Source organism: Pectobacterium araliae (genome assembly GCF_037076465.1).
GTDB lineage: Bacteria > Pseudomonadota > Gammaproteobacteria > Enterobacterales > Enterobacteriaceae > Pectobacterium > Pectobacterium araliae.
On record NZ_AP028908.1, the window covers coordinates 318,815 to 338,817 of the forward strand.

Here is a 20,003-nt window from a genome sequence, read left to right on the forward strand (position 1 = left end):
TCGGGTTGAACATGGCTTATCACATCTGGCGGGTTGGCGTAGATATACAAAACGGCTTCATACGTGCGCTGGCGGTTCAATGCCGTCGCGATGGCTGGCAGCTTCGCCACTGGTGGCAATGTCCGCTACCAGACGATACGTTGCGCTCAGGTAGTCTACACCATACTGAGACGCTTTGTGAGGTCTTACGAACATGGCGTCGTTTACTGCCTAGCCACATTTCGCTACGGGTGGGGTTTCCCGCTCAGCTGACTTTACAACAGCATTTACCGCTGCCTGACCGGCGTCTACAGGAGCCGGAGCGGAGCCTCTACATCGAAACCCTGGCGGCGCGTAAGCTACCGATCAGCAGTGAATCGCTGGCGATAGACTATCGGGAAGATCCGCAGATGCAGGGGGCGCTGCTAGTGACCGCCGCACGTCGACAGGAAATTGATAAATGGCTGGTATGCCTGAATAACGCAGAGCTGCGCCCTGATGTGCTTGAGATCTCAACCTGTGCGCTTCGAGCGATGGCGCAGCGATCTGGGCTTGACGCTAACCGTCTGTTGCTGCATCGCCTGGTGGATGGCTGGCTGTGGGTCTCTCCGTTGAACCACGCCTTTCACTCAGGCGTGATACACCTTGATGAGCTGAATGACGAGACAGATATCTTATCAGTAGTAAGCACTCGCTATCAGTATGATGTCGCTGATATAGCCTATTACTCTAGCGTCTCACCTGATTTACCCAGCCCGCAGACCGATGTACTACAGACGTGGTCGCCGTTAACGGTGTTTAACCACATACAGCCGCCTCTGCCGAGTTTCCCCTCGGCTTTTGCGATCGCGGGTGGGTTGGCGTTGCGTCCTGAGGATGTCTGACTATGCTGCTGATTAATCTTTTACCCTGGCGCAAAATCCGGATGCGCCAGCGGGCACGCCGTTGGTTAGGGCTATTGTGGCTACAGACAGGGTTGATGCTATGTCTTATCGCCGCGAGCTATCTGTTTTGGCAGCACAAACAGCAACGTGCACAGGATGAACTCAATGTAGCGGTGGCCCAGCAACAGCAACTGATGGCGCTGTATCAGCAAACACATCAGGCGCGGGAAACACTACGCCGCTATCAGGCGCAAGAACACGCTGAGGTGAGAGTCCGATATGACAATCGTCGTAACCTCCACTTGCTCGATCAGCTTGCAGGCATGATGCCTGCACGCCTGTGGCTGACGGAAATGGCCGACCGCGGCTCGCATCTGCTGCTTTCCGGCGTGAGTGAAAATTATCACGATATCATTACGCTACAGCACGCGTTATTACGCCATGCTTCCGTCGAACGCGTACAACTGCTCCAGACGTCCCGAGAGCGTGGTGTGAATACTGGGCTGCGCTTTTCCTTTCAGGCCAACTGGCGCGATGCAGACGCTTCCCCGCGGGAGGAAGGCCATGATTAATCAAACGATGTTGATTGACGTCGTGATGAATCAGCCTGGGCTAGTGAATAAACCACTCTGGCAGCAGTTGGCGCTTCAATTGGCGTTTGTCGCCGCTGCTGGGCTGCTATCTGGTTGGTTCCTCATCGGTGAAGTACGGCAGACGGTAATTGGCATAGAAGAGCAAACCGTTCAGGCGCGTCTGGATAGACAAGATGTCCAGCAAAAGCTTGACGCGATGCCGTTACTGTCGGTGCTACGCGAGCAATTAGCGGAGAAAACCGCGCAAGACGATCCCTTTCAGCCTGACAGACTGGCACAGCTTATCGTTGAGCCTCTGTCACAGGCAGGGGCTTCGCTTCTATCCTGGCAGCCCGCTCCGCCTCACGCAGGGGGCTCTCATCAGGAACGTTGGCAATTGGCATTTAGTGCGAATTACACGGGCGTGTTGCAGGTGCTTCGTGAACTGGCGGCGTTACCTTATGTGCTGCGAATAACGCAACTGACCGTAAAACCTGATGCCGTTCCAACGGCGGCGTCGTCAGAATTACCACGGTTACAGGTTGAGCTGTCGCTAATCAGGCCGGAGGGAATGCTATGAGTCATATCTCGATCCGTATCGCATTGATATTGCTCTTAGTGCCTCATGGCGTGCAGGCAGAAACGCTTGCAGAACGCATCGATCCTTTTCAACCTCTGGCGGCTGCGCGTTGTCTGCCCTCAGCGACGCCACCGTGGCAGCTAAAAGGCGTGATTGGCTCTGGCGAGCGCTGGGTTGGCTGGCTAACTCAGCCGGAGGTCGGTTGGATCAAGCTGACAAGTGGCGAAACGATTCCCCCTGGATACTGGCTAGTCAGCCAATTGGATAAATCAGGTGCCAGGCTTGTTCTGACCGCGAGGGAGGCCGGTTGTGACGGCCAGCAGGCGAGCCTGTTGCTGGCTTCACCATTTATTAATAAGCCAAAAGAATAGGTGAAATTTGCCTATCGACCCGAATTTTTAACAACCGCGTATCCCGATAACAAGGAAGGTTATGAACATAAAAATGTTATGTCGCGTGGCGACGTTGAGTTGGCTGCTGCTTCTCGCTGTGCCATGTCAGGTCGGTGCTGAGCCTTCAGTATCGATGGCTTTTGAGGATTCGCCACTATCCCGGGTGTTACAGGCGTTAGCCGATTACCAGCAACTTAATGTGGTGATTGCGCCGGGTGTGACGGGAAATCTTAGCCTGAGGCTGGCAGAGGTTCCCTGGCAGCAAGCGCTGGATATTGTATTGCGCATGGGGAAACTCAGCGTAGAGCGAAACGGTAACGTGCTGCTGGTTTTCCCTGCCGAACATCTTGCATCCCAACAGAGGGAAAAAGATGAACGCACGGCGGCGCTAGCGCAGAAATTGCCGCTGCACAACCTTTCTGTGGCATTGCAATACGCTGATGTCACCGATGTTGCGGCGAGCGTTCAGGCCCAACGTGGGACGCTGCTGTCTACACGTGGCAGCGTAACCGTGGATAAACGGACGAATACGTTATTGATTCGTGATACGGAAGACGCACTGGCACAGCTCGAACCGTGGGTGAAGGAACTTGATCTGCCCTTGGCGCAGGTACAGTTGGCAGCGCATATTGTCACTATCAGCAGTGAACATTTACAGGCGTTGGGCGTTAACTGGGGACTGGGGGAAGGTGACACGACGAACAAGGCGCTCAGGTTGAACAATTTTAATGTTAGCCTGCCAGTGGACACGCCAGCGGTCAATGCGGGGTTCCATTTGGCGCGACTGAATGGTCGTCTGCTGGATTTGGAGTTAATGGCGCTGGAGCAGGAAAGCCAGGTTGAAATTATCGCCAGCCCTCGCCTGTTTACCGCACACCAGCAGACCGCCAGTATTAAACAGGGAACGGAAATTCCGTATCAGGTCTCCAGCGGTGCCAGCGGATCGACATCTATCGAGTTCAAAGAAGCGGTACTCGGTATGGAAGTGACACCCGACATTCTGCGTGCTGGCCGGATTACGCTGAACCTGAAAATCAGTCAGAACATGCCGGGACAGACGATTAAGCAGGGCGATAACGGTGAAGCGTTAGCGATCGATAAACAAGAAATTCAAACGCAGGTGACCGTCACCGACGGAGAAACCATCGTATTAGGTGGTATTTTCCAGCAGCAAAAAAAGAACAGTGACAGACAGGTGCCAATATTGGGTGAGGTTCCCGTATTTGGTCATCTGTTCAGAAACCATACTCAGCAGCATACGCGACGAGAATTGGTCATTTTCATTACGCCGACGCTGATACCTGCCTCATCGTGAGCAAACCTAGGCTCGCTCTGATGTTATTGGGAGATTTTTTTCGGATAGGGAGCAATATTTTTGTCACGTTCAATGCTTATGAGTTTGACGCTGCGGCGGATTTAGCTTACAAGGGTTAGCGAATTGAGCACTGAAGTGTTGTTCCACCGAAAATGTCGATAAAACATACTGCATTGACCCTCTGTGGTCGATGTGACATTTTATTCGGTTGCCAAACTACCCTGAGTCTTGAGATAATTTTTTGTCTGATTCTCGCACTATCGCTCATGAGGTTTCAGTTTAGGTCCCGCCGCTGGGTTGATTGGCGGGGCGGGTTATCATTAACGAATTGTCTTAGTAATACCAAAAAACATGGCAGAGAAACGCAATATCTTTCTGGTTGGGCCTATGGGTGCCGGCAAAAGCACTATTGGCCGTCAATTAGCTCAGCAACTCAATATGGAGTTTTTCGACTCTGATCAAGAAATTGAGCGACGCACTGGGGCTGATGTAGGCTGGGTATTCGATGTGGAAGGCGAAGAAGGCTTCCGCGATCGTGAAGAGAAAGTCATTAATGAATTGACGGAAAAGCAAGGCATCGTACTGGCGACAGGCGGTGGCTCAGTCAAATCACGTGAGACGCGTAATCGTCTTTCCGCGCGCGGCGTTGTCGTTTATTTGGAAACGACAATCGAGAAGCAACTAGCTCGCACGCAGCGTGATAAGAAACGTCCGTTACTTCAGGTTGAAACCCCTCCACGTGAAGTATTGGAGGCGTTAGCGAAAGAGCGGAACCCGCTTTATGAAGAAATCGCTGACGTTACCATTCGGACTGACGAGCAAAGTGCCAAGGTCGTTGCTAACCAGATTATCAATATGCTGGAAAGCAACTAAGCGCATACCTTATCCGCATAGAGCGGACCCTGAACGGGTTGTTTAACGAGCATGGAAAGAATTACCGTAACACTAGGGGAACGCAGTTATCCCATTACGATAGCCGCCGGATTATTTGATGATTCGGCATCTTTTATGCCGTTGAAAGCGGGGGAACAGGCCATGCTGGTGACTAACCAGACGTTGGCTCCTCTGTATCTTGACCGCGTTCGTGGTGTGCTGGAAAACAATGGCGTGCATGTCGATCAGGTTATCTTGCCTGATGGCGAGCAGTACAAATCGTTGGCCGTACTGGATCAGGTTTTTACCGCGCTGCTGGCAAAGCCACATGGTCGTGATACGACGATTGTGGCGTTGGGTGGCGGTGTCATCGGCGATTTAGCTGGTTTTGCCGCAGCCAGTTATCAGCGCGGCGTCCGGTTTATTCAAGTGCCGACAACGCTGTTATCACAGGTAGATTCTTCCGTCGGTGGTAAAACCGCCGTCAATCACCCGTTGGGTAAAAACATGATTGGGGCGTTTTATCAGCCCGTATCGGTTGTGATCGATTTGGATTGCCTGAAATCCTTACCCGCACGGGAATTGTCATCCGGGCTGGCGGAAGTCATTAAATACGGCATTATTTTGGATCGCGAATTCTTCCTTTGGCTTGAAGACAATATTGAAGCCATGCGTGAGCTACGACATGACGCGCTGGCTTACTGCATTCGACGCTGTTGTGAAATCAAAGCGGCAGTGGTCGCCGCCGATGAACGTGAAAGTGGCATGCGTGCATTGCTCAATTTGGGCCATACTTACGGGCATGCCATTGAAGCTGAAATGGGCTACGGCAACTGGCTTCATGGAGAAGCGGTTGCGGCAGGCATGGTGATGGCTGCACATACTGCACGTCGCCTCGGGCAATTCTCCTCTGCGGACATCGAGCGCATCACGTCTCTGCTGGTTCGTGCTGGCCTGCCAGTGAACGGCCCGACGCAAATGACGCCTGAAGCCTATCTTCCTCACATGATGCGTGACAAGAAAGTGCTTGCCGGTGAGCTACGCTTGGTGTTGCCAACCGCGATTGGTCAATCAGAAGTTCGTGGTGGCGTTGCACATGACATGGTGTTGGCCTCAATAGCGGATTGCCAAGCCTGATGCGTAATGCTAGCCAGTTATGAAAGATAAGTATTAACGACAGACACGCCCTAATGGGTTATGGTTAATAGAATACAATGCGTTACGATTCAATGATTCGCCTTGACGACCGTATGGCGGATTCGAGTTTTTTAGTGGGGAGATGTTAAATGGATGAGTTCAAGCCGGAAGATGAGCTGAAGCCTGATACCAGTGACCGTCGCTCTACTCGTCAGCAAAAAAGCAGCAACTTCACGGTACCTAAAATCGCGCTTTCCAGACAGCACCTGATGATTGGCATCGGGATTGTTGTGTTGGTGCTGTTGATTGTGGGTATTGGCTCCGCTTTGCAGGCTCCTTCTCAGCCACAAACGCCACAGACGCAGAACCAAGCGGGTGGAGAGCGGAATATCGATCTCTCTTCATCGTCTTCTATGACACAGAACGCGCAACTTTCTTCACCGGGCGAGAATCCTACGGCGGTTCCCGGCGATGTGGGTCATGGTCAAACACCCGCGCAGGTCTCTTCCCAAGCGCCGATATCACCCCAAACATTAAGTGCCCCACCGATTGCTGGTACGCCGACAGATGCACACGTTCAACCACCGGTGGCTGGGCAGCAGCGTATTGAGCTGCCGGGTAATATCACCGATGCCTTGTCGCAACAGCAAGGGCACGTGAGCGAATTTTCTCAGGGAGCATCAGGAAATTCGACGTTGCCGACGGCACCTGCAACGGTAGCGCCAACGGGAAAAACACCTGCGGCGTCCTCAGTTAAAAATACGCACAATACGACGTCGACACATGCTAACAACGCTAAGCCCGCCGCGAACAGTGCGCCAAAAACGCCAGTAGTGAACAAGCCTGCTGCTAACGCAAAAGCGGCGCCAGCGACGGCTAGCCAGAACGTTTCCGTACAGAATGCGCCAGCCAGCCACTTTACTTTGCAACTGAGCAGCGCTTCACGCTCGGATACGCTGAAAGCCTACGCAAAACAACATAACCTCGCCCATTCATGGGTGTATGAAACCAAACGAGACGGAAAATCCTGGTATGTGTTAGTGACCGGAGTCTATGCTTCTTCTGGGGAGGCGAAACAGGCGATTGCCGCGCTACCCGCAGAGGTACAAGCGAAAAAACCATGGGTTAAGCCGATCCGTCAGGTGAAGCAGGACTTGAATAAGTAACACCAATTTTAGCCCTGATGTGCTGTCTGACACAGAGTACAATCCGCGGCTCTGAAACGTATGAGTAACTAACGACGGCATGAAGAAGAACCGCGCTTTTTTAAAATGGGCTGGTGGTAAATATCCGCTGGTAGAAGAAATTCGTCGCTATTTACCCGCAGGAGACTGTCTTATTGAGCCTTTTGTTGGCGCAGGTTCCGTGTTTCTGAATACGGAATACGAGCGCTACATACTGGCTGATATTAATAGCGACCTGATTAATCTCTACAATATCGTTAAATCGAATGCAGATGAGTTTGTTACCGACGCCCGTAAACTTTTTACGGATGAGGTCAACACGTCAGAGACATTTTATCTGCTGCGTGAAGAATTTAACCTTTGCGGCGATGCCTATCGGCGCGCGCTGCTGTTCCTCTATTTGAATCGCCACTGCTATAACGGCCTGTGCCGTTACAACATGCGCGGTGAATTCAATGTTCCTTTCGGGCGTTACAAGAAGCCCTATTTTCCTGAAGAAGAAATTCGCTGGTTCGCCTTCAAAGCGCAAAATGCCATTTTCGTCTGCGAGCATTATCAGGACACGCTGGAAAAAGCAGAGAAGGGATCGGTTATCTATTGCGATCCACCTTATGCACCGCTGTCTGCGACCGCGAATTTTACGGCCTATCACACCAATAACTTTAGCCGTGCCGACCAGCAAAGTTTGGCGCAATTGGCGCGTCGTTTGTCAGTAGAAAGCCAGATTCCCGTGCTGATTTCCAATCATGACACGGTGCTGACCCGTGAATGGTATCAGGAAGCCGTGCTTTATGTTGTTAAAGCGCGCAGAACCATTAGCCGTAATATTTTAGGGCGTAGTAAAGTAAACGAGTTATTAGCCCTATATCGGTAATACCGTTTGGGCAAACAGAGCGCGGTGAATCGGTTAATGCCGTCTGAAAGGCGTCATTAGCCGGGAAGAGGTTACCCGCAGGCATTCAGACTTTACCGTTTGGAGACATGAATGAAACCGTTTTTAATCGCGCCGTCTATTTTGTCGGCTGATTTTGCCCGTCTTGGTGAAGATACCGCTAACGTATTGGCTGCCGGGGCTGATGTGGTCCATTTTGATGTCATGGATAACCACTATGTGCCAAATTTGACGATTGGTCCGCTGGTTCTGAAATCTCTGCGTGATTACGGCATTACCGCGCCGATTGACGTTCACCTGATGGTGAAACCGGTTGATCGTATCATCCCGGATTTCGCCAACGCGGGTGCCAGTTTCATTACCTTTCATCCCGAAGCCACGGATCATCTCGATCGTTCATTGCAGCTGATTAAAGATCACGGCTGCAAAGCCGGCTTGGTGTTTAACCCCGCGACCCCGCTCAGTTATCTCGATTATGTCATGGACAAAGTGGACATCATTCTGCTGATGTCGGTTAACCCTGGATTCGGCGGTCAATCTTTTATCCCTGGTACGTTGGATAAGCTGCGTCAGGTTCGTCGCTTGATCGACGACAGCGGTTACGACATTCGACTGGAAGTTGATGGCGGGGTAAAAGTGGAGAATATCGGTGCGATTGCGGAAGCTGGCGCGGATATGTTTGTGGCGGGATCGGCTATTTTTGGTCATCCAGATTACCGTACCGTTATTGATCAAATGCGTAGTGAGATTTCAAGGACGAAACATGACTGACTTAACCGCGATTCGCGGGTTGGCTTTTGATTTGGACGGTACGCTGACTCACAGCGCACCGGGTCTGGCGGCGGCTATTGATCGGGCATTAGTGGCACAGTCATTGCCTGCTGCGGGCGAAGCCCGCGTGGCAACCTGGATTGGCAACGGTGCTGACATCATGGTTGAACGGGCGCTGCGTTGGGCGGGGGTTGAGCCGACGGGCGTGCGTTTGCAGGAAACGCGTGAGCGGTTTGATAGCTATTATGCGCAAACGGTGGATAGCGGCAGTACACTGTTCCCGCAGGTAAAAGAGACGCTGGCGCAGTTGGCACAGCAAGGCGTTCCGATGGCGGTGGTGACCAATAAACCCACGCCGTTTGTTGCGCCGCTGCTGTCAGGATTAGGGATCGGCGACTATTTTTCACTGATCATCGGTGGTGATGACGTCATCGTGAAAAAACCTCACCCCGCGCCGCTTTATCTGGTGCTGGGTAAGCTGGGATTACGCGCTAGCGAACTCTTGTTCATCGGTGATTCCCGCAATGATATTCAGGCCGCGCAGGCGGCGGGTTGTCGCAGTGTCGGCATGACGTATGGTTATAACTACGGTGAAGCGATCGAGCTGAGTCAGCCGGATGTCGTTCTGGATCGCTTTGCCGATATTTTGCCTCTGATCGGGCAGTCTTCTTTACACAATCAGGAACCCTTAGTATGAGCAAACCCATTGTATTTAGCGGTGCGCAACCGTCTGGTGAATTGACCATTGGTAACTACATGGGGGCGTTACGTCAGTGGGTCAACATGCAGGACGATTATGACTGCATCTATTGCATTGTGGATCTCCATGCCATCACGGTACGTCAGGATCCGAAGGCGCTGAGAAAAGCGACGCTGGACACGCTGGCGCTGTATTTGGCCTGTGGCATCGATCCGAAAAAGAGCACCATTTTCGTTCAGTCCCATGTGCCTGAGCACAGCCAACTGAGCTGGATACTGAACTGCTACGCGTATTTCGGCGAACTGAGCCGCATGACGCAGTTCAAGGATAAATCCGCGCGCTATGAAGAGAATATCAACGCAGGCTTGTTTGATTATCCTGTGCTGATGGCGGCGGATATCCTGCTGTATCAAACGAATCAGGTGCCGGTCGGTGAAGATCAGAAGCAGCATCTGGAACTAAGCCGTGACGTTGGCCAGCGCTTCAATAGTCTGTATGGCGACATTTTCAAAGTGCCGGAGCCATTTATTCCGAAATCGGGCGCGCGCGTGATGTCTCTGCTGGAACCGACCAAGAAGATGTCCAAATCTGACGATAACCGTAATAATGTCATCGGGCTGCTGGAAGATCCGAAAGCGGTGGTGAAGAAAATCAAACGTGCGATGACGGATTCCGATGAGCCGCCAGTCATTCGCTATGATGTGAAGAATAAAGCCGGAGTATCGAACCTGTTGGACATTCTGTCTGGCGTGACAGGAAAAACGATTCCTGAGCTGGAGCAAGAGTTTGACGGCCAGATGTATGGTCACCTGAAAGGCGCGGTGGCGGATGCCGTATCCGGTATGCTGTCTGAGCTGCAAGAACGTTATCATCGCTACCGTAACGATGAGGCTTTCCTGCAACAGATCATGCGTGAAGGGGCTGACAAAGCCAGCGCTCGCGCTCAGGAAACGCTGAAGAAAGTTTACGACGCTGTTGGTTTTGTTTCCCGCCCGTAAGTCTTAATCACCGTCAGGAGGGGAACCTCCTGACGGTGTCTTGTCACTTCTCAATCCCTTCGAATTCGCGTCTTACCCCTGTGGGATCGGCGGAAACACGTCGTCTGGAATCGGGTTCTCAAACGGTGTGTGCTGCAACCTTTCCTGATGGTCGGCTTTTGCCTGAGCAATCAGTTCAGGCGTGACCAGCAGATCGATAGCCAGTGATGCCATCGCTTTTGCCGCATATTCCATGCCTTTGTGTGCAGCACCGGTTTTCCCCTGCGCAACCAACTGCCACGAATGCGCCGGTGTACCGATAGCATAGGTAGCGCTGCGGATCTGCACGGTTGGCACCACCCAGCTAACCGTTCCCACATCGGTAGAGCCGATGAAGGCTTCATTCGGGCTATACAGCGGATAAATACCGTCGTGTAGCGTTAAGCCCGGTTGTGGTTTGACGCCGAAACGCGCGTAAGATTCGGCGATGTCTTCGGCGCTCAGCGCCGTCTGGAACATCGCGGCGACTTTCCGGTCTTCATCATCGAACGGTATCGGACCGAGCGCCAGCAGATGTTCGTGCATACGTGCTTCCAGCGGCGGATTTGCCAACAGGTTGGCATCTCCGCTAATCACTTCGCTGCTGACCTCCGTTTCCGTCATCAGCGCCGCGCCTTCGGCAATTTTCTTCACGCGTTTGACTAACTGGTGCAGTTCCGGCAATTGACGTGCACGTACAAGGTAACGCACGGTAGCATTAGCCTGTACAACGTTTGGCGCATGACCGCCGCTGTCGGTAATCGCGTAGTGAATGCGTGCGGAAGACGGCATATGCTCGCGCATGTAGTTCACGCCAACATTCATTAATTCAACGGCATCCAGCGCGCTGCGCCCCAAATGTGGGCTGCTGGCAGCATGAGCAGCGCGACCTTTGAAGTAAAAATTCAGTTCGTTGCAGGCCAGTGATACCGGGCTGTTAACACCCGTGAAGGTCGCTGGATGCCAGCAGAGGGCGATATCAACGTCATCAAAAACGCCTTCCTTGACCATAAAACCTTTAGACGACCCGCCTTCTTCCGCAGGGCAGCCATAAAAACGTATGGTTCCAGCCAGCGCGTGTTTTTGCAGGTAATCTTTCACTGCCGTCGCTGCCTGTAGCGCCGCGGTGCCGAGCAGGTTATGCCCACAGCCGTGGCCGTTGCCACCGTTTTCCAGCGGCTTTGGCTCAGCGACATTCGCCTGCTGGCTCAGGCCCGGCAGCGCATCGTATTCACCCAGAATGGCGATGATGGGTAGACCTTCGCCGAATTCCCCCAACAGCGCGGTCGGCATGTCGGCGATGCCTTTCGTCAGACGGAAGCCTTCTGCCTTCAGGATGGCCTCATGTTGTGCTGCTGAACGATGCTCTTCGTAGTTCAGTTCTGGCGTATCCCAGATACCATCGCTCAGCGTACAGAATTGCTGCCGTTTCGTGGCAATCAGGTCGCAGATCGCTTCCACGGTCTGGTGATTGACGGCAGGCAGCGTTCCTTCAGTGTGTGTTGCATTCATTCGTGGTGTGCTCGTTTGATTACTCTGATGTATTTGCGAGTGGCATGTCATAGCCAGTTGGCGATGACATGCGATTCAACTAAAGGGTCATACTCAGAGCGGTGTGGTGTCCATACCGAACCATTTTTCGCTCAGCTTTCTGATGGTGCCATCTTGCTTGGCCTGATCGATCGCCTTGTCGAACATGGCTTTCAGCTCAGGATCGCTTTTACGCAGGGCAACGGAGGAGCCACTACCCAGAATGCCGCCGATGAACTGTGGGCCTGGCGTTACTATGTCGGCATTACCCGATTTTTCCGAAATGCTTTTCAGGTAAGGTGCGGAAGCGATAACGAGATCCACTCGGCCCGCTTTCAGATCCAGATCGTGTTCTTGTGTGGTTTTATATTCGCGTACCTTCATCATACCTTTCATATGTTTATCTAAAAAGGCGCTGGCGATAGAAGCCGACTGCACGCCGATGGTTTTACCTTCCAGCAGCGGTTTCAGCTTATCAATCTCAGCCTTGGCTGTGGCTTCGTCAGCTGGGTTAATGGAGAAACGTTGGCCTGCGTCTGGGAAATCTTTGGCGAGTGAACTGGATTTCAGCACGGCGAAAGTCTGCCCTGACTGCGTGTACGGCTGGCTGAAATCGATCACCTCACGGCGTTTTTCCGTCGCAGACATACCAGAAATGATCGCGTCGAATTTACCCGCATTCAGTGCTGGAATGGTGCTGGTGAACGGCTGAACCATGATCTCGCATTTCACCTGCATGTTGTCGCAGAGCACTTTATACAGTTCGATCTCCATGCCATCGAGCGTACCGTCTGGCTTGGTGAAGTTATACGGGTGGTAAGCCCCTTCGGTTGCGATGCGGACGGTCGTCCATTTCTTCTCTTCTGCTGAAGCGGTGAATGAGGCAGCCAGCGTTCCTGCCATACACAGCGAGCAGGCGAGCAGTGTGAGTTTTGATTTGATCATGATGGTTTCTCCCGGCGTGTTATATCGTTATATTTTGTTTATTCCCGCCGAGTTTCGCGGCAGAGGTAGACGTCTGCGCACGAAATTAGCGGGGCAGTGTTTACCAACTGGCAATAAATTGCCGGAAGCGAGCCGACTGGCTGGCGGTGAAAACGTGTTCCGGCGTTCCCTGTTCTTCAATTTCCCCCTGATGGAGGAAGACGATGCGGTTGGAGACTTCACGGGCAAAATCCATTTCGTGAGTGACAACCAGCATGGTCATCCCTTCATCCGCCAGCGTGCGCATCACGCGCAGCACCTCGCCCACCAACTCTGGATCGAGTGCAGAGGTTGGCTCATCGAACAGCATCACTTTTGGCTCCATCGCGAGCGCACGGGCAATCGCGGCGCGCTGCTGCTGACCACCGGACAAATGTGCGGGATAGTAGTGGCGCTTATCCGCCAAACCGACCTTCTCTAGCAATTGCTCGGCGTGCTCTACACACTCCGCCTGTGGACGCTTTAAGACGTGCACGGGGGCTTCGATAATGTTTTCCAGCACGGTCTTGTGTGACCACAGGTTGAAATTCTGGAACACCATGCCTAGCTGAGTACGAATTCTGTCGATCTGTTTGAGGTTCGACGGACGGTTCTGTCCTTTACGGTTCGGCTTCATTTCAATCGCTTCTCCGCCGACGATAATCTCGCCCTGATCGGGAAGCTCAAGCAGGTTGCTACAGCGCAGTAACGTCGATTTACCTGAACCGGACGATCCCAGAATTGAGATGACCTCCCCCTGATTGGCCTCAATCGAAATCCCTTTCAGGACGTCCAGAGAACCGAAGCTTTTATGAATGTTGCGCAGGCTAATGGCGGCTGTCGTCATTGCAGATCTCCCAATTTCTTAATTTTTTTCGCTGCCGGTTGCGCACCCGGCGCACGGAGATGAGGGGTAAGCGTAAATTCTGTCCACATCAGTAAACGTGTCAGAATAAGGTTAATAAACAGATAAATAGCACCAGCGACCAGGAAGACTTCTAGCGCCCGGTAGGTTTCTGCGATGAGGCGTGCGGCGATCCCGGTGATTTCCATCAGCGTAATGATAGAAGCCAGCGAGGTCGATTTGACCATCGAAATCAGCTCATTGCCGTAAGCGGGAAGCGCCTGACGTATTGCCAGCGGGAACACGATACGCTTGAAAATCATGAACGATGGCATACCGCAGGCGCGTGCAGATTCGATCTGGCCGACGGGAACGGACTGCAATCCGCCACGGATAATTTCACTGGCATAGGCACCGGTACACAGGCTGAGCGACAGTAGCGCGCACCAGTGGGGTTCCCGCAGGAACGGCCAAAGCAGGCTTTCCCGAATCCAAGGGAATTGCCCCAGCCCGTAGTAAATCAGGAACAGCTGCACCAGCAGCGGTGTGCCGCGGAAAAACAGTACGTAGGTTCGGGCAATTGAGCGCAGTACGGCAAAAGATGATAGCTGCATCAGTGCTAAGCCCAGCGCCAGAAAGAAGCCCAGAAAGACCGAACTGACCGCCAGTTGCAGGGTTAACGGGATACCGGGAATAATCTCCAGAAACGTGTCGTACAGAAAAGGAAAATCCATCAGCGTTTCACACCCCGGGAATAATGAGATTCAGCACGGCGCATAATCCAGCCGGAACAGATTGAGATAAGTAGGTACAGCAGCGCGGCCGCCATGAAGAAATCGAATGGTTTACCGGTAGAACCGGCGCCGGTTTGCGACTGCGTCATCAGTTCTGCGACACCGGTAACGGAAACCAGCGCAGAGGTTTTCAGCACTAACTGCCACACGTTGCCGAGTGGGGGGATCGCGTGGCGCAGCAGGAGCGGTATGATGATACGGCGCAGGCGCAATAGCGTTGGCATTCCGCACGCTTTGGCGGCCTCAATTTCCCCTTTGGAAACGGCGTAGAACGCACCGCGATAGACTTCCGTCTGCTGCGCACCAGAGGAAATGCCGACGGCGAAGACGCCAGCGAGGAAACCCGGAAAGCCAAAGAACTCATTGCTGCCAAACAGCCTGGCGAGCAGGGTTAACGCGGAACTGCCGCCGAAATAAAGCAGATAGATGATGAGCAGATCGGGGATGCCACGGATGAGAGTGGTGTAGCCATCGGCCAGATAGCGCACGGGGCGATTGCCGCAAATTTTTGACCAGGCACCGATCGTGCCGATCACCGCCCCCAGCAGGAAGCCGCCGATCGCCAGTGCGAGCGTCATTCCTGCCCCAATCAGTAATAATTTTCCCCAGCCGTGTTCACCAAAACTGATGAGCTGCCAGAACGTAATGTCTTCCACAAGTGACTCCAAACTGCCTGTTTTTGGCAAATTTTATTCTTAGCAAATCGTGTTCTTAGCACGTTTTGTTGGTAATAAAAGATTGCTCCGTTATACAGAACGGTGTTTGTGATGAGAGGGCTACACACGCTGTTCAGGAACGAGAGCAGTAATGCACAATGGTATTAACTCGATGATGTACTCATTCTATGGAGTACGAATTCGATGAAACACGATGGTTTGACGATGAAATCGGTTCGATAAGAACGATTCAGAAGTCGTGTCGCGAATCTATTAGAAAGCTAAGCAATACTCGAGCCACGTTTCACGTAAACGATAATTGATTATTTATTCATATACTCTGCTTATTAATGGGTTTTACTTTAGTCAAAATAAGACAGATATGGCCTGTGGTAAAGCATTAAAGTGATATTTTGTAAGGGGGTGTGTTCAAAATAGTGCATTGTTATGCTATTTGGCGGGGCGTTGCATTATGATGGTGCAATAACCGCTATCCGGCAGGACGGATAGCGGGTGAGTAGGAGAATGGGGAGAGGATTATGCTGTCTGGTCAGAGAACCAGCTCAATTTTTCTCGTAGGCCGACGACGTTGCCGATGATGATCAAACTCGGGCTGCTGGCCTGTTGGGCTAATTCGCTCAGTTGTGAGAGCTGTCCACTCAGAACGCGCTGTTTGGTCGAGGTGCCGTTTTCGATAATCGCGACAGGCACGGTTTCCGGTAGTTGCTGCTCGATGAGCTTATTTTGAATGTGTTCAGCCTGCTGAAGCCCCATGTAAAACACCAGCGTTTGTTTTTCTGCTGCGAGGCTGGTCCAGTCCAGATCGGTGTCGTGCTTGACGTGTCCGGTGATCAATCTGACGCCCTGCGAGTGATCGCGATGGGTGAGTGGGATTCCGCTGTAGGCTGAGCAGCCTGACGCCGCAGTAATGCCGGGAACGACAGAGAAGGGTACGCCCGCCTGTTGCAGGTGTTCCAACTCTTCAGCACCGCGGCCGAAGATAAACGGGTCGCCGCCTTTTAGCCTGACGACGCGGTGGCCTGCGCGTGCCTTTTCTTCTAGCAACTGATTGATTTGATCTTGAGGAACGCTGTGATAGCCAGAGGCTTTACCGACGAAGATACGCTCAGCGTCGCGGCGTGACAGGTTGAGAATCTCTTTCGATACCAGCCGATCGTAAACGACGATGTCAGCCTGCTGGAGATGCTGTAGCCCTTTCAGCGTAAGTAATCCTGCGTCGCCCGGCCCGGCGCCGACCAGCGTCACCTCACCCCGGTCATCAAGCGGCGCGGAGAAAAGCAGTTCCGTGAGTTGTTGAACGCGTTCGTTGTTTTCATTGGCCAGCGCCTGTGCCAGCCTATCGTGTACGAAGAGCTTTTCCCAGAAGCGACGGCGCGCGCTCATATTGCGGAACCGGCTTTTGACCCGACTGCGCAATTCGCCTGCGTATGTCGCCAGCTTACCGAGATTTTGCGGCAGAATACTTTCCAGTTTTTCCCGTAGTAGTCGAGCCAATACTGGTGCGGCACCGCCAGAAGACACCGCGACCATCAGCGGTGAACGATCAATGATCGACGGCATAATGAAGCTGGCGCGTTCTGGTGAATCAACCACGTTACAGAAAATCCGGCGCTCACTGGCGCTGGCATAGACATGGTTATTGATGTCCTGATCGTCGGTGGCGGCAATCACCAGCCATACCTCGTTCAGCAAGCAGGGATCGAAGGTGCCGTGTACCAGCGTTAATTGCGCATCCTGCTCCCACGCTCGAAATTGATCGTTAAAATCGAGCGCATTGACGGTAACCACTGCGCCAGCATCCAGCAATAGCCGGGCTTTGCGCTCGGCTATTTCACCGCCTCCTACCAACAGACAGGGTTTATCATGCAACTGACAGAATATCGGTAGGTAATCCATGCAACGCCTCTTGAAGACTCAGATAGTGGTGTGCCCTGTGGTCCAGGGCACCGGCCTACGGTAATGGCTGGCTATTATTAACCGCTACATCACTGTTTGCGATGGATATTTGCACATTACCGTTTGTTACCTGAGTAGCATAAGTGGCAACAGAATAGGCTTCATCTTCCAGGCAGAAGCCGTCATAAAGGCGGAAATGCTGTTTTTTCAATGGGCTTGCGACCCAAAGATCGTCCTGATGCTCGGCCACTATCCCACGGCTTAATACACTCGCTTGGGCGAAGGGATCGATATTGCTGATGGCGTAAACTTGCTCGTCGTTACGTGGCCGGAATACGGCGATTTGCTGCCGATCGACCAGCGCACAAACGCCGGTGCCAGGCAGGATGTCGTCTAACTTACATACCGTCGTCCACTGGCTCATGCGTTTTCCTCCTCTAGCTCACTGTTTTTTTCCTGATTAATTTGTTTCACCGGAATACGCTCGGCAGGACGCGCCGGACGGTGTTGTTGACGTTCACTCACCATTTGCACGTTCGGGTCACGTACTGGGCTGTTAATGAAGTGGGCAAAGCGTTTCTGTGCTTCTGGATCTTCCAGCGTCGCCTGCCATTCGCAGAGGTAGCCTTCTCGCAGCCGTGCGATATCCGCTTCAAGCTGATCGTTAATGCCCAACTTGTCTTTCACAATCACATTGCGCAGATAGTCGATACCGCCTTCGAGATTATCCAGCCAGACGGACGTGCGTTGGAGCTTATCGGCTGTACGGATGTAGAACATCATGAAGCGGTCCAGATAGCGGACTACCGTTTCGCGATCTAAGTCGGCTGCCAGCAGGTCGGCGTGGCGTGGTTTCATCCCGCCGTTGCCGCAGACATAGAGGTTCCAGCCTTTTTCGGTGGCGATAATCCCCACGTCTTTACCCTGTGCTTCTGCACATTCCCGCGTACAGCCGGAGACGCCAAATTTCATTTTGTGCGGCGTGCGGATGCCTTTGTAGCGGTTTTCCAGTTCTACGCCAAAGCCTACGCTGTCGCCGACGCCAAAGCGGCACCAGGTGCTGCCGACGCAGGTTTTTGCCATACGTAGCGCCTTGGCGTAAGCGTGGCCGGTTTCAAATCCGGCTTCGATGAGCTGAGCCCACACGTCAGGCAGATCGTCTTTCTGTACGCCAAAGAGCGCCATGCGCTGAGATCCGGTCATTTTGGTGTACAGGTTGTATTGCTTCGCGATGCGTCCAATGGCGATCAGGCCATCCGGCGTGATCTCTCCGCCAGCAGAACGTGGGATCACGGAATAGGTGCCGTCTTTCTGGATATTGCCGAGGAAGTTATCATTGGAATCCTGCAACGGCGTGTGCTGTGGTTTGAGTACGTATTCGTTCCAGCAGGAAGCCAATAGCGATGCAACGGTTGGTTTACAGACTTCACAGCCGTAGCCTGAACCGTGTTTCTCCAGCAGTTGATCGAACGTTTTGATTTTTTCGATTTGGATCAGATGGTACAGCTCTTGGCGCGAATAGGCGAAGTGCTCACATAAATGATTGTTGACTTCAATCCCTTGCTTGCTGAGTTCCGCGTGCAGTACCTGTGTCAGCAGTGGAATACAGCCGCCGCAGCCCGTACCGGCTTTGGTGGTTTCCTTCAGTGCGGCAACGGTATGACAGCCGCCGTTAATCGCCTTGATGATGTCACCTTTGGACACGTCAAAGCAGGAGCAGATTTGTGCGCTTTCCGGCAGTGCATCGACACCCAGCGTCGGTTTCGCACTACCCGCCGTCGCAGGAAGAATCAGCGCTTCCGGGGAATCTGGCAGTGGGATTTTGTTCAGCATGAATTGCAGCAGGTTGCCGTAATCCCGCGTGTCGCCGACCAGTACCGCACCCAGCAGCGTTTTATTGTCAGCGCTGACGATCAGACGTTTGTAGGTTTCTTTGTTTTCATCCAGCCACATGTAGCTGCGTGCGCCCGGCGTATGGCCGTGTGCATCACCAATTCCGCCGACATCGACGCCCATCAATTTGAGCTTGGCACTCATGTCGGCACCCTGGAATCGGTTCTCATGCCCTAATAGGTGGTCGACGGTGACCTGTGCCATTTTGTAGCCGGGCGCAACCAGACCAAATGGTCTGCCCTGCCAGGCGGCACATTCGCCGATGGCGTAAACGTCAGGGTCAGAAGTTTGACACCAGTCGTTAATGGCGATACCGCCGCGTGGACCGATTTCCAGCGCACACTGGCGCGCCAGTTTGTCCTGCGCTCGGATACCAGTAGAGAACACGATAAAATCGACTTCCAGCGTACTGCCGTCGGCAAACACCATCGTCTTGCGACTTTCCAGACCGGAATGCTGAATGGCCTGCGTATTCTTGCTGGTATGCACACGCACACCCATGTTTTCAATCTTGCGTTGCAGCAGGGTGCCACCCTGTGCATCTAACTGCTCGGCCATGAGCACGGGGGCGAACTCAATGACGTGGGTTTCCACGCCAAGGTGTTTCAGCGCACCAGCCGCTTCCAAACCCAATAGACCCCCGCCGATCACCGCACCGCGTTTGCTACGGCGGGCGCAGTTTTCGATGGCGTTCAGATCTTCAATGGTGCGGTACACGAAACAGTCTTGCCCGTTTGATCCTTTAATGGCAGGAATCCAGGGGTAGGAGCCGGTGGCCATGATGAGCTTGTCGTAATACACGGTACGGCCGGAATTGGAGTGAATGGCTTTTTCACTGCGGTTGATGGTGATGGCGCGTTCACCAAGCAGGACGTTAACGCCATTCTTTTCGTAATAACCTTCTCGTACTAAAGACAGCTCTTCTACCGTATGGTGAGCGAAGTAAGAAGAGAGGTGGACACGATCGTAAGCGACGCGGGGTTCTTCACAAAAGACGGTAATCTCGTAGGTGGACGTTGGAGCTTTATCCAGCAACTCTTCGATAAAACGGTGGCCAACCATCCCGTTACCGATAACAGCGAGTCTGACTTTGTTCATTTTTGCCTCAAAA

General features: G+C 52.9%; 20 protein-coding genes. 12 read left to right on the top strand and 8 right to left on the bottom strand.

The annotated features are described in order from the left end of the window. Nucleotides 1-11: 11 nt before the first annotated feature. The 12 genes from pilM to trpS all read left to right on the top strand — a co-directional run bounded on the left by pilM (nucleotide 12) and on the right by trpS (nucleotide 10,277). The gene (gene pilM / locus AACH44_RS01395; RefSeq protein ID WP_261846739.1) at nucleotides 12-863 is read left to right on the top strand and encodes a type IV pilus biogenesis protein PilM; all 852 of its coding nucleotides are present in this window, start codon (nucleotides 12-14) and stop codon (nucleotides 861-863) included. A 2-nt stretch (nucleotides 864-865) separates the two neighbouring features. After that, nucleotides 866-1,435: a PilN domain-containing protein gene (locus tag AACH44_RS01400; protein ID WP_261846738.1), complete on the top strand. Its 570-nt coding sequence runs from the start codon at nucleotides 866-868 to the stop codon at nucleotides 1,433-1,435. After that, nucleotides 1,428-2,015 carry a hypothetical protein gene (locus AACH44_RS01405; RefSeq protein ID WP_261846737.1) on the top strand — a complete coding sequence of 196 codons (588 nt, stop codon included), beginning with the start codon at nucleotides 1,428-1,430 and terminating at the stop codon, nucleotides 2,013-2,015. The genes AACH44_RS01400 and AACH44_RS01405 overlap by 8 nt, the downstream gene beginning before the upstream one ends. Further along, nucleotides 2,012-2,386, top strand: a complete 375-nt coding sequence (locus tag AACH44_RS01410; RefSeq protein WP_261846736.1) for a DUF2531 family protein — start codon at nucleotides 2,012-2,014, stop codon at nucleotides 2,384-2,386. The genes AACH44_RS01405 and AACH44_RS01410 overlap by 4 nt, the downstream gene beginning before the upstream one ends. Before the next feature lie 61 nt (nucleotides 2,387-2,447). After that, on the top strand, nucleotides 2,448-3,722 hold the full coding sequence (hofQ, locus tag AACH44_RS01415) for a DNA uptake porin HofQ (protein WP_261846735.1): 1,275 nt from the start codon (nucleotides 2,448-2,450) through the stop codon (nucleotides 3,720-3,722). 351 nt (nucleotides 3,723-4,073) lie between these two features. Next, nucleotides 4,074-4,595 carry a shikimate kinase AroK gene (aroK, locus tag AACH44_RS01420; RefSeq protein WP_005969451.1) on the top strand — a complete coding sequence of 174 codons (522 nt, stop codon included), beginning with the start codon at nucleotides 4,074-4,076 and terminating at the stop codon, nucleotides 4,593-4,595. 51 nt (nucleotides 4,596-4,646) lie between these two features. Then, nucleotides 4,647-5,732, top strand: coding sequence for a 3-dehydroquinate synthase (gene aroB, locus AACH44_RS01425; protein ID WP_261846734.1), 1,086 nt, complete (start codon nucleotides 4,647-4,649; stop codon nucleotides 5,730-5,732). A gap of 149 nt (nucleotides 5,733-5,881) precedes the next feature. Then, nucleotides 5,882-6,898 carry an SPOR domain-containing protein gene (locus tag AACH44_RS01430; protein WP_261846733.1) on the top strand — a complete coding sequence of 339 codons (1,017 nt, stop codon included), beginning with the start codon at nucleotides 5,882-5,884 and terminating at the stop codon, nucleotides 6,896-6,898. A gap of 79 nt (nucleotides 6,899-6,977) precedes the next feature. Beyond that, nucleotides 6,978-7,790, top strand: a complete 813-nt coding sequence (dam, locus tag AACH44_RS01435; protein ID WP_261846732.1) for an adenine-specific DNA-methyltransferase — start codon at nucleotides 6,978-6,980, stop codon at nucleotides 7,788-7,790. A 111-nt stretch (nucleotides 7,791-7,901) separates the two neighbouring features. Then, nucleotides 7,902-8,579, top strand: a complete 678-nt coding sequence (rpe, locus tag AACH44_RS01440; protein WP_261846731.1) for a ribulose-phosphate 3-epimerase — start codon at nucleotides 7,902-7,904, stop codon at nucleotides 8,577-8,579. After that, nucleotides 8,572-9,276 carry a phosphoglycolate phosphatase gene (locus AACH44_RS01445; RefSeq protein WP_261846730.1) on the top strand — a complete coding sequence of 235 codons (705 nt, stop codon included), beginning with the start codon at nucleotides 8,572-8,574 and terminating at the stop codon, nucleotides 9,274-9,276. Before rpe ends, AACH44_RS01445 begins: the two co-directional genes overlap by 8 nt. After that, the gene (gene trpS, locus AACH44_RS01450; RefSeq protein ID WP_261846729.1) at nucleotides 9,273-10,277 is read left to right on the top strand and encodes a tryptophan--tRNA ligase; all 1,005 of its coding nucleotides are present in this window, start codon (nucleotides 9,273-9,275) and stop codon (nucleotides 10,275-10,277) included. Before AACH44_RS01445 ends, trpS begins: the two co-directional genes overlap by 4 nt. 72 nt (nucleotides 10,278-10,349) lie before the next feature. Here the strand turns inward: trpS and AACH44_RS01455 are convergent, their stop codons facing one another. The 8 genes from AACH44_RS01455 to nirB form a co-directional block, all read right to left on the bottom strand. Next, nucleotides 10,350-11,807: a M20 family metallopeptidase gene (locus AACH44_RS01455; protein ID WP_261846728.1), complete on the bottom strand. Its 1,458-nt coding sequence runs from the start codon at nucleotides 11,805-11,807 to the stop codon at nucleotides 10,350-10,352. Between the two features lie 93 nt (nucleotides 11,808-11,900). Continuing rightward, complete coding sequence (locus AACH44_RS01460; RefSeq protein ID WP_261846727.1) at nucleotides 11,901-12,770, bottom strand: transporter substrate-binding domain-containing protein; 870 nt, start codon at nucleotides 12,768-12,770, stop codon at nucleotides 11,901-11,903. A gap of 100 nt (nucleotides 12,771-12,870) precedes the next feature. Next, entirely contained in the window at nucleotides 12,871-13,635 is a 765-nt protein-coding gene (locus AACH44_RS01465) for an ABC transporter ATP-binding protein (protein ID WP_261846726.1), read from the bottom strand. Further along, nucleotides 13,632-14,366, bottom strand: coding sequence for an ABC transporter permease (locus tag AACH44_RS01470; protein ID WP_261846725.1), 735 nt, complete (start codon nucleotides 14,364-14,366; stop codon nucleotides 13,632-13,634). The genes AACH44_RS01465 and AACH44_RS01470 overlap by 4 nt, the downstream gene beginning before the upstream one ends. Beyond that, nucleotides 14,366-15,082 carry an ABC transporter permease gene (locus AACH44_RS01475; RefSeq protein WP_338659476.1) on the bottom strand — a complete coding sequence of 239 codons (717 nt, stop codon included), beginning with the start codon at nucleotides 15,080-15,082 and terminating at the stop codon, nucleotides 14,366-14,368. The genes AACH44_RS01470 and AACH44_RS01475 overlap by 1 nt, the downstream gene beginning before the upstream one ends. Before the next feature lie 537 nt (nucleotides 15,083-15,619). Then, the gene (gene cysG, locus AACH44_RS01480; RefSeq protein ID WP_261846724.1) at nucleotides 15,620-16,999 is read right to left on the bottom strand and encodes a siroheme synthase CysG; all 1,380 of its coding nucleotides are present in this window, start codon (nucleotides 16,997-16,999) and stop codon (nucleotides 15,620-15,622) included. Between the two features lie 55 nt (nucleotides 17,000-17,054). Next, nucleotides 17,055-17,423 (bottom strand): nitrite reductase small subunit NirD, encoded by a 369-nt coding sequence (nirD, locus tag AACH44_RS01485; RefSeq protein ID WP_261846723.1) that lies wholly within the window; start codon nucleotides 17,421-17,423, stop codon nucleotides 17,055-17,057. Then, the gene (gene nirB / locus AACH44_RS01490) at nucleotides 17,420-19,990 is read right to left on the bottom strand and encodes a nitrite reductase large subunit NirB (RefSeq protein WP_261846722.1); all 2,571 of its coding nucleotides are present in this window, start codon (nucleotides 19,988-19,990) and stop codon (nucleotides 17,420-17,422) included. The genes nirD and nirB overlap by 4 nt, the downstream gene beginning before the upstream one ends. Nucleotides 19,991-20,003: the final 13 nt, after the last annotated feature.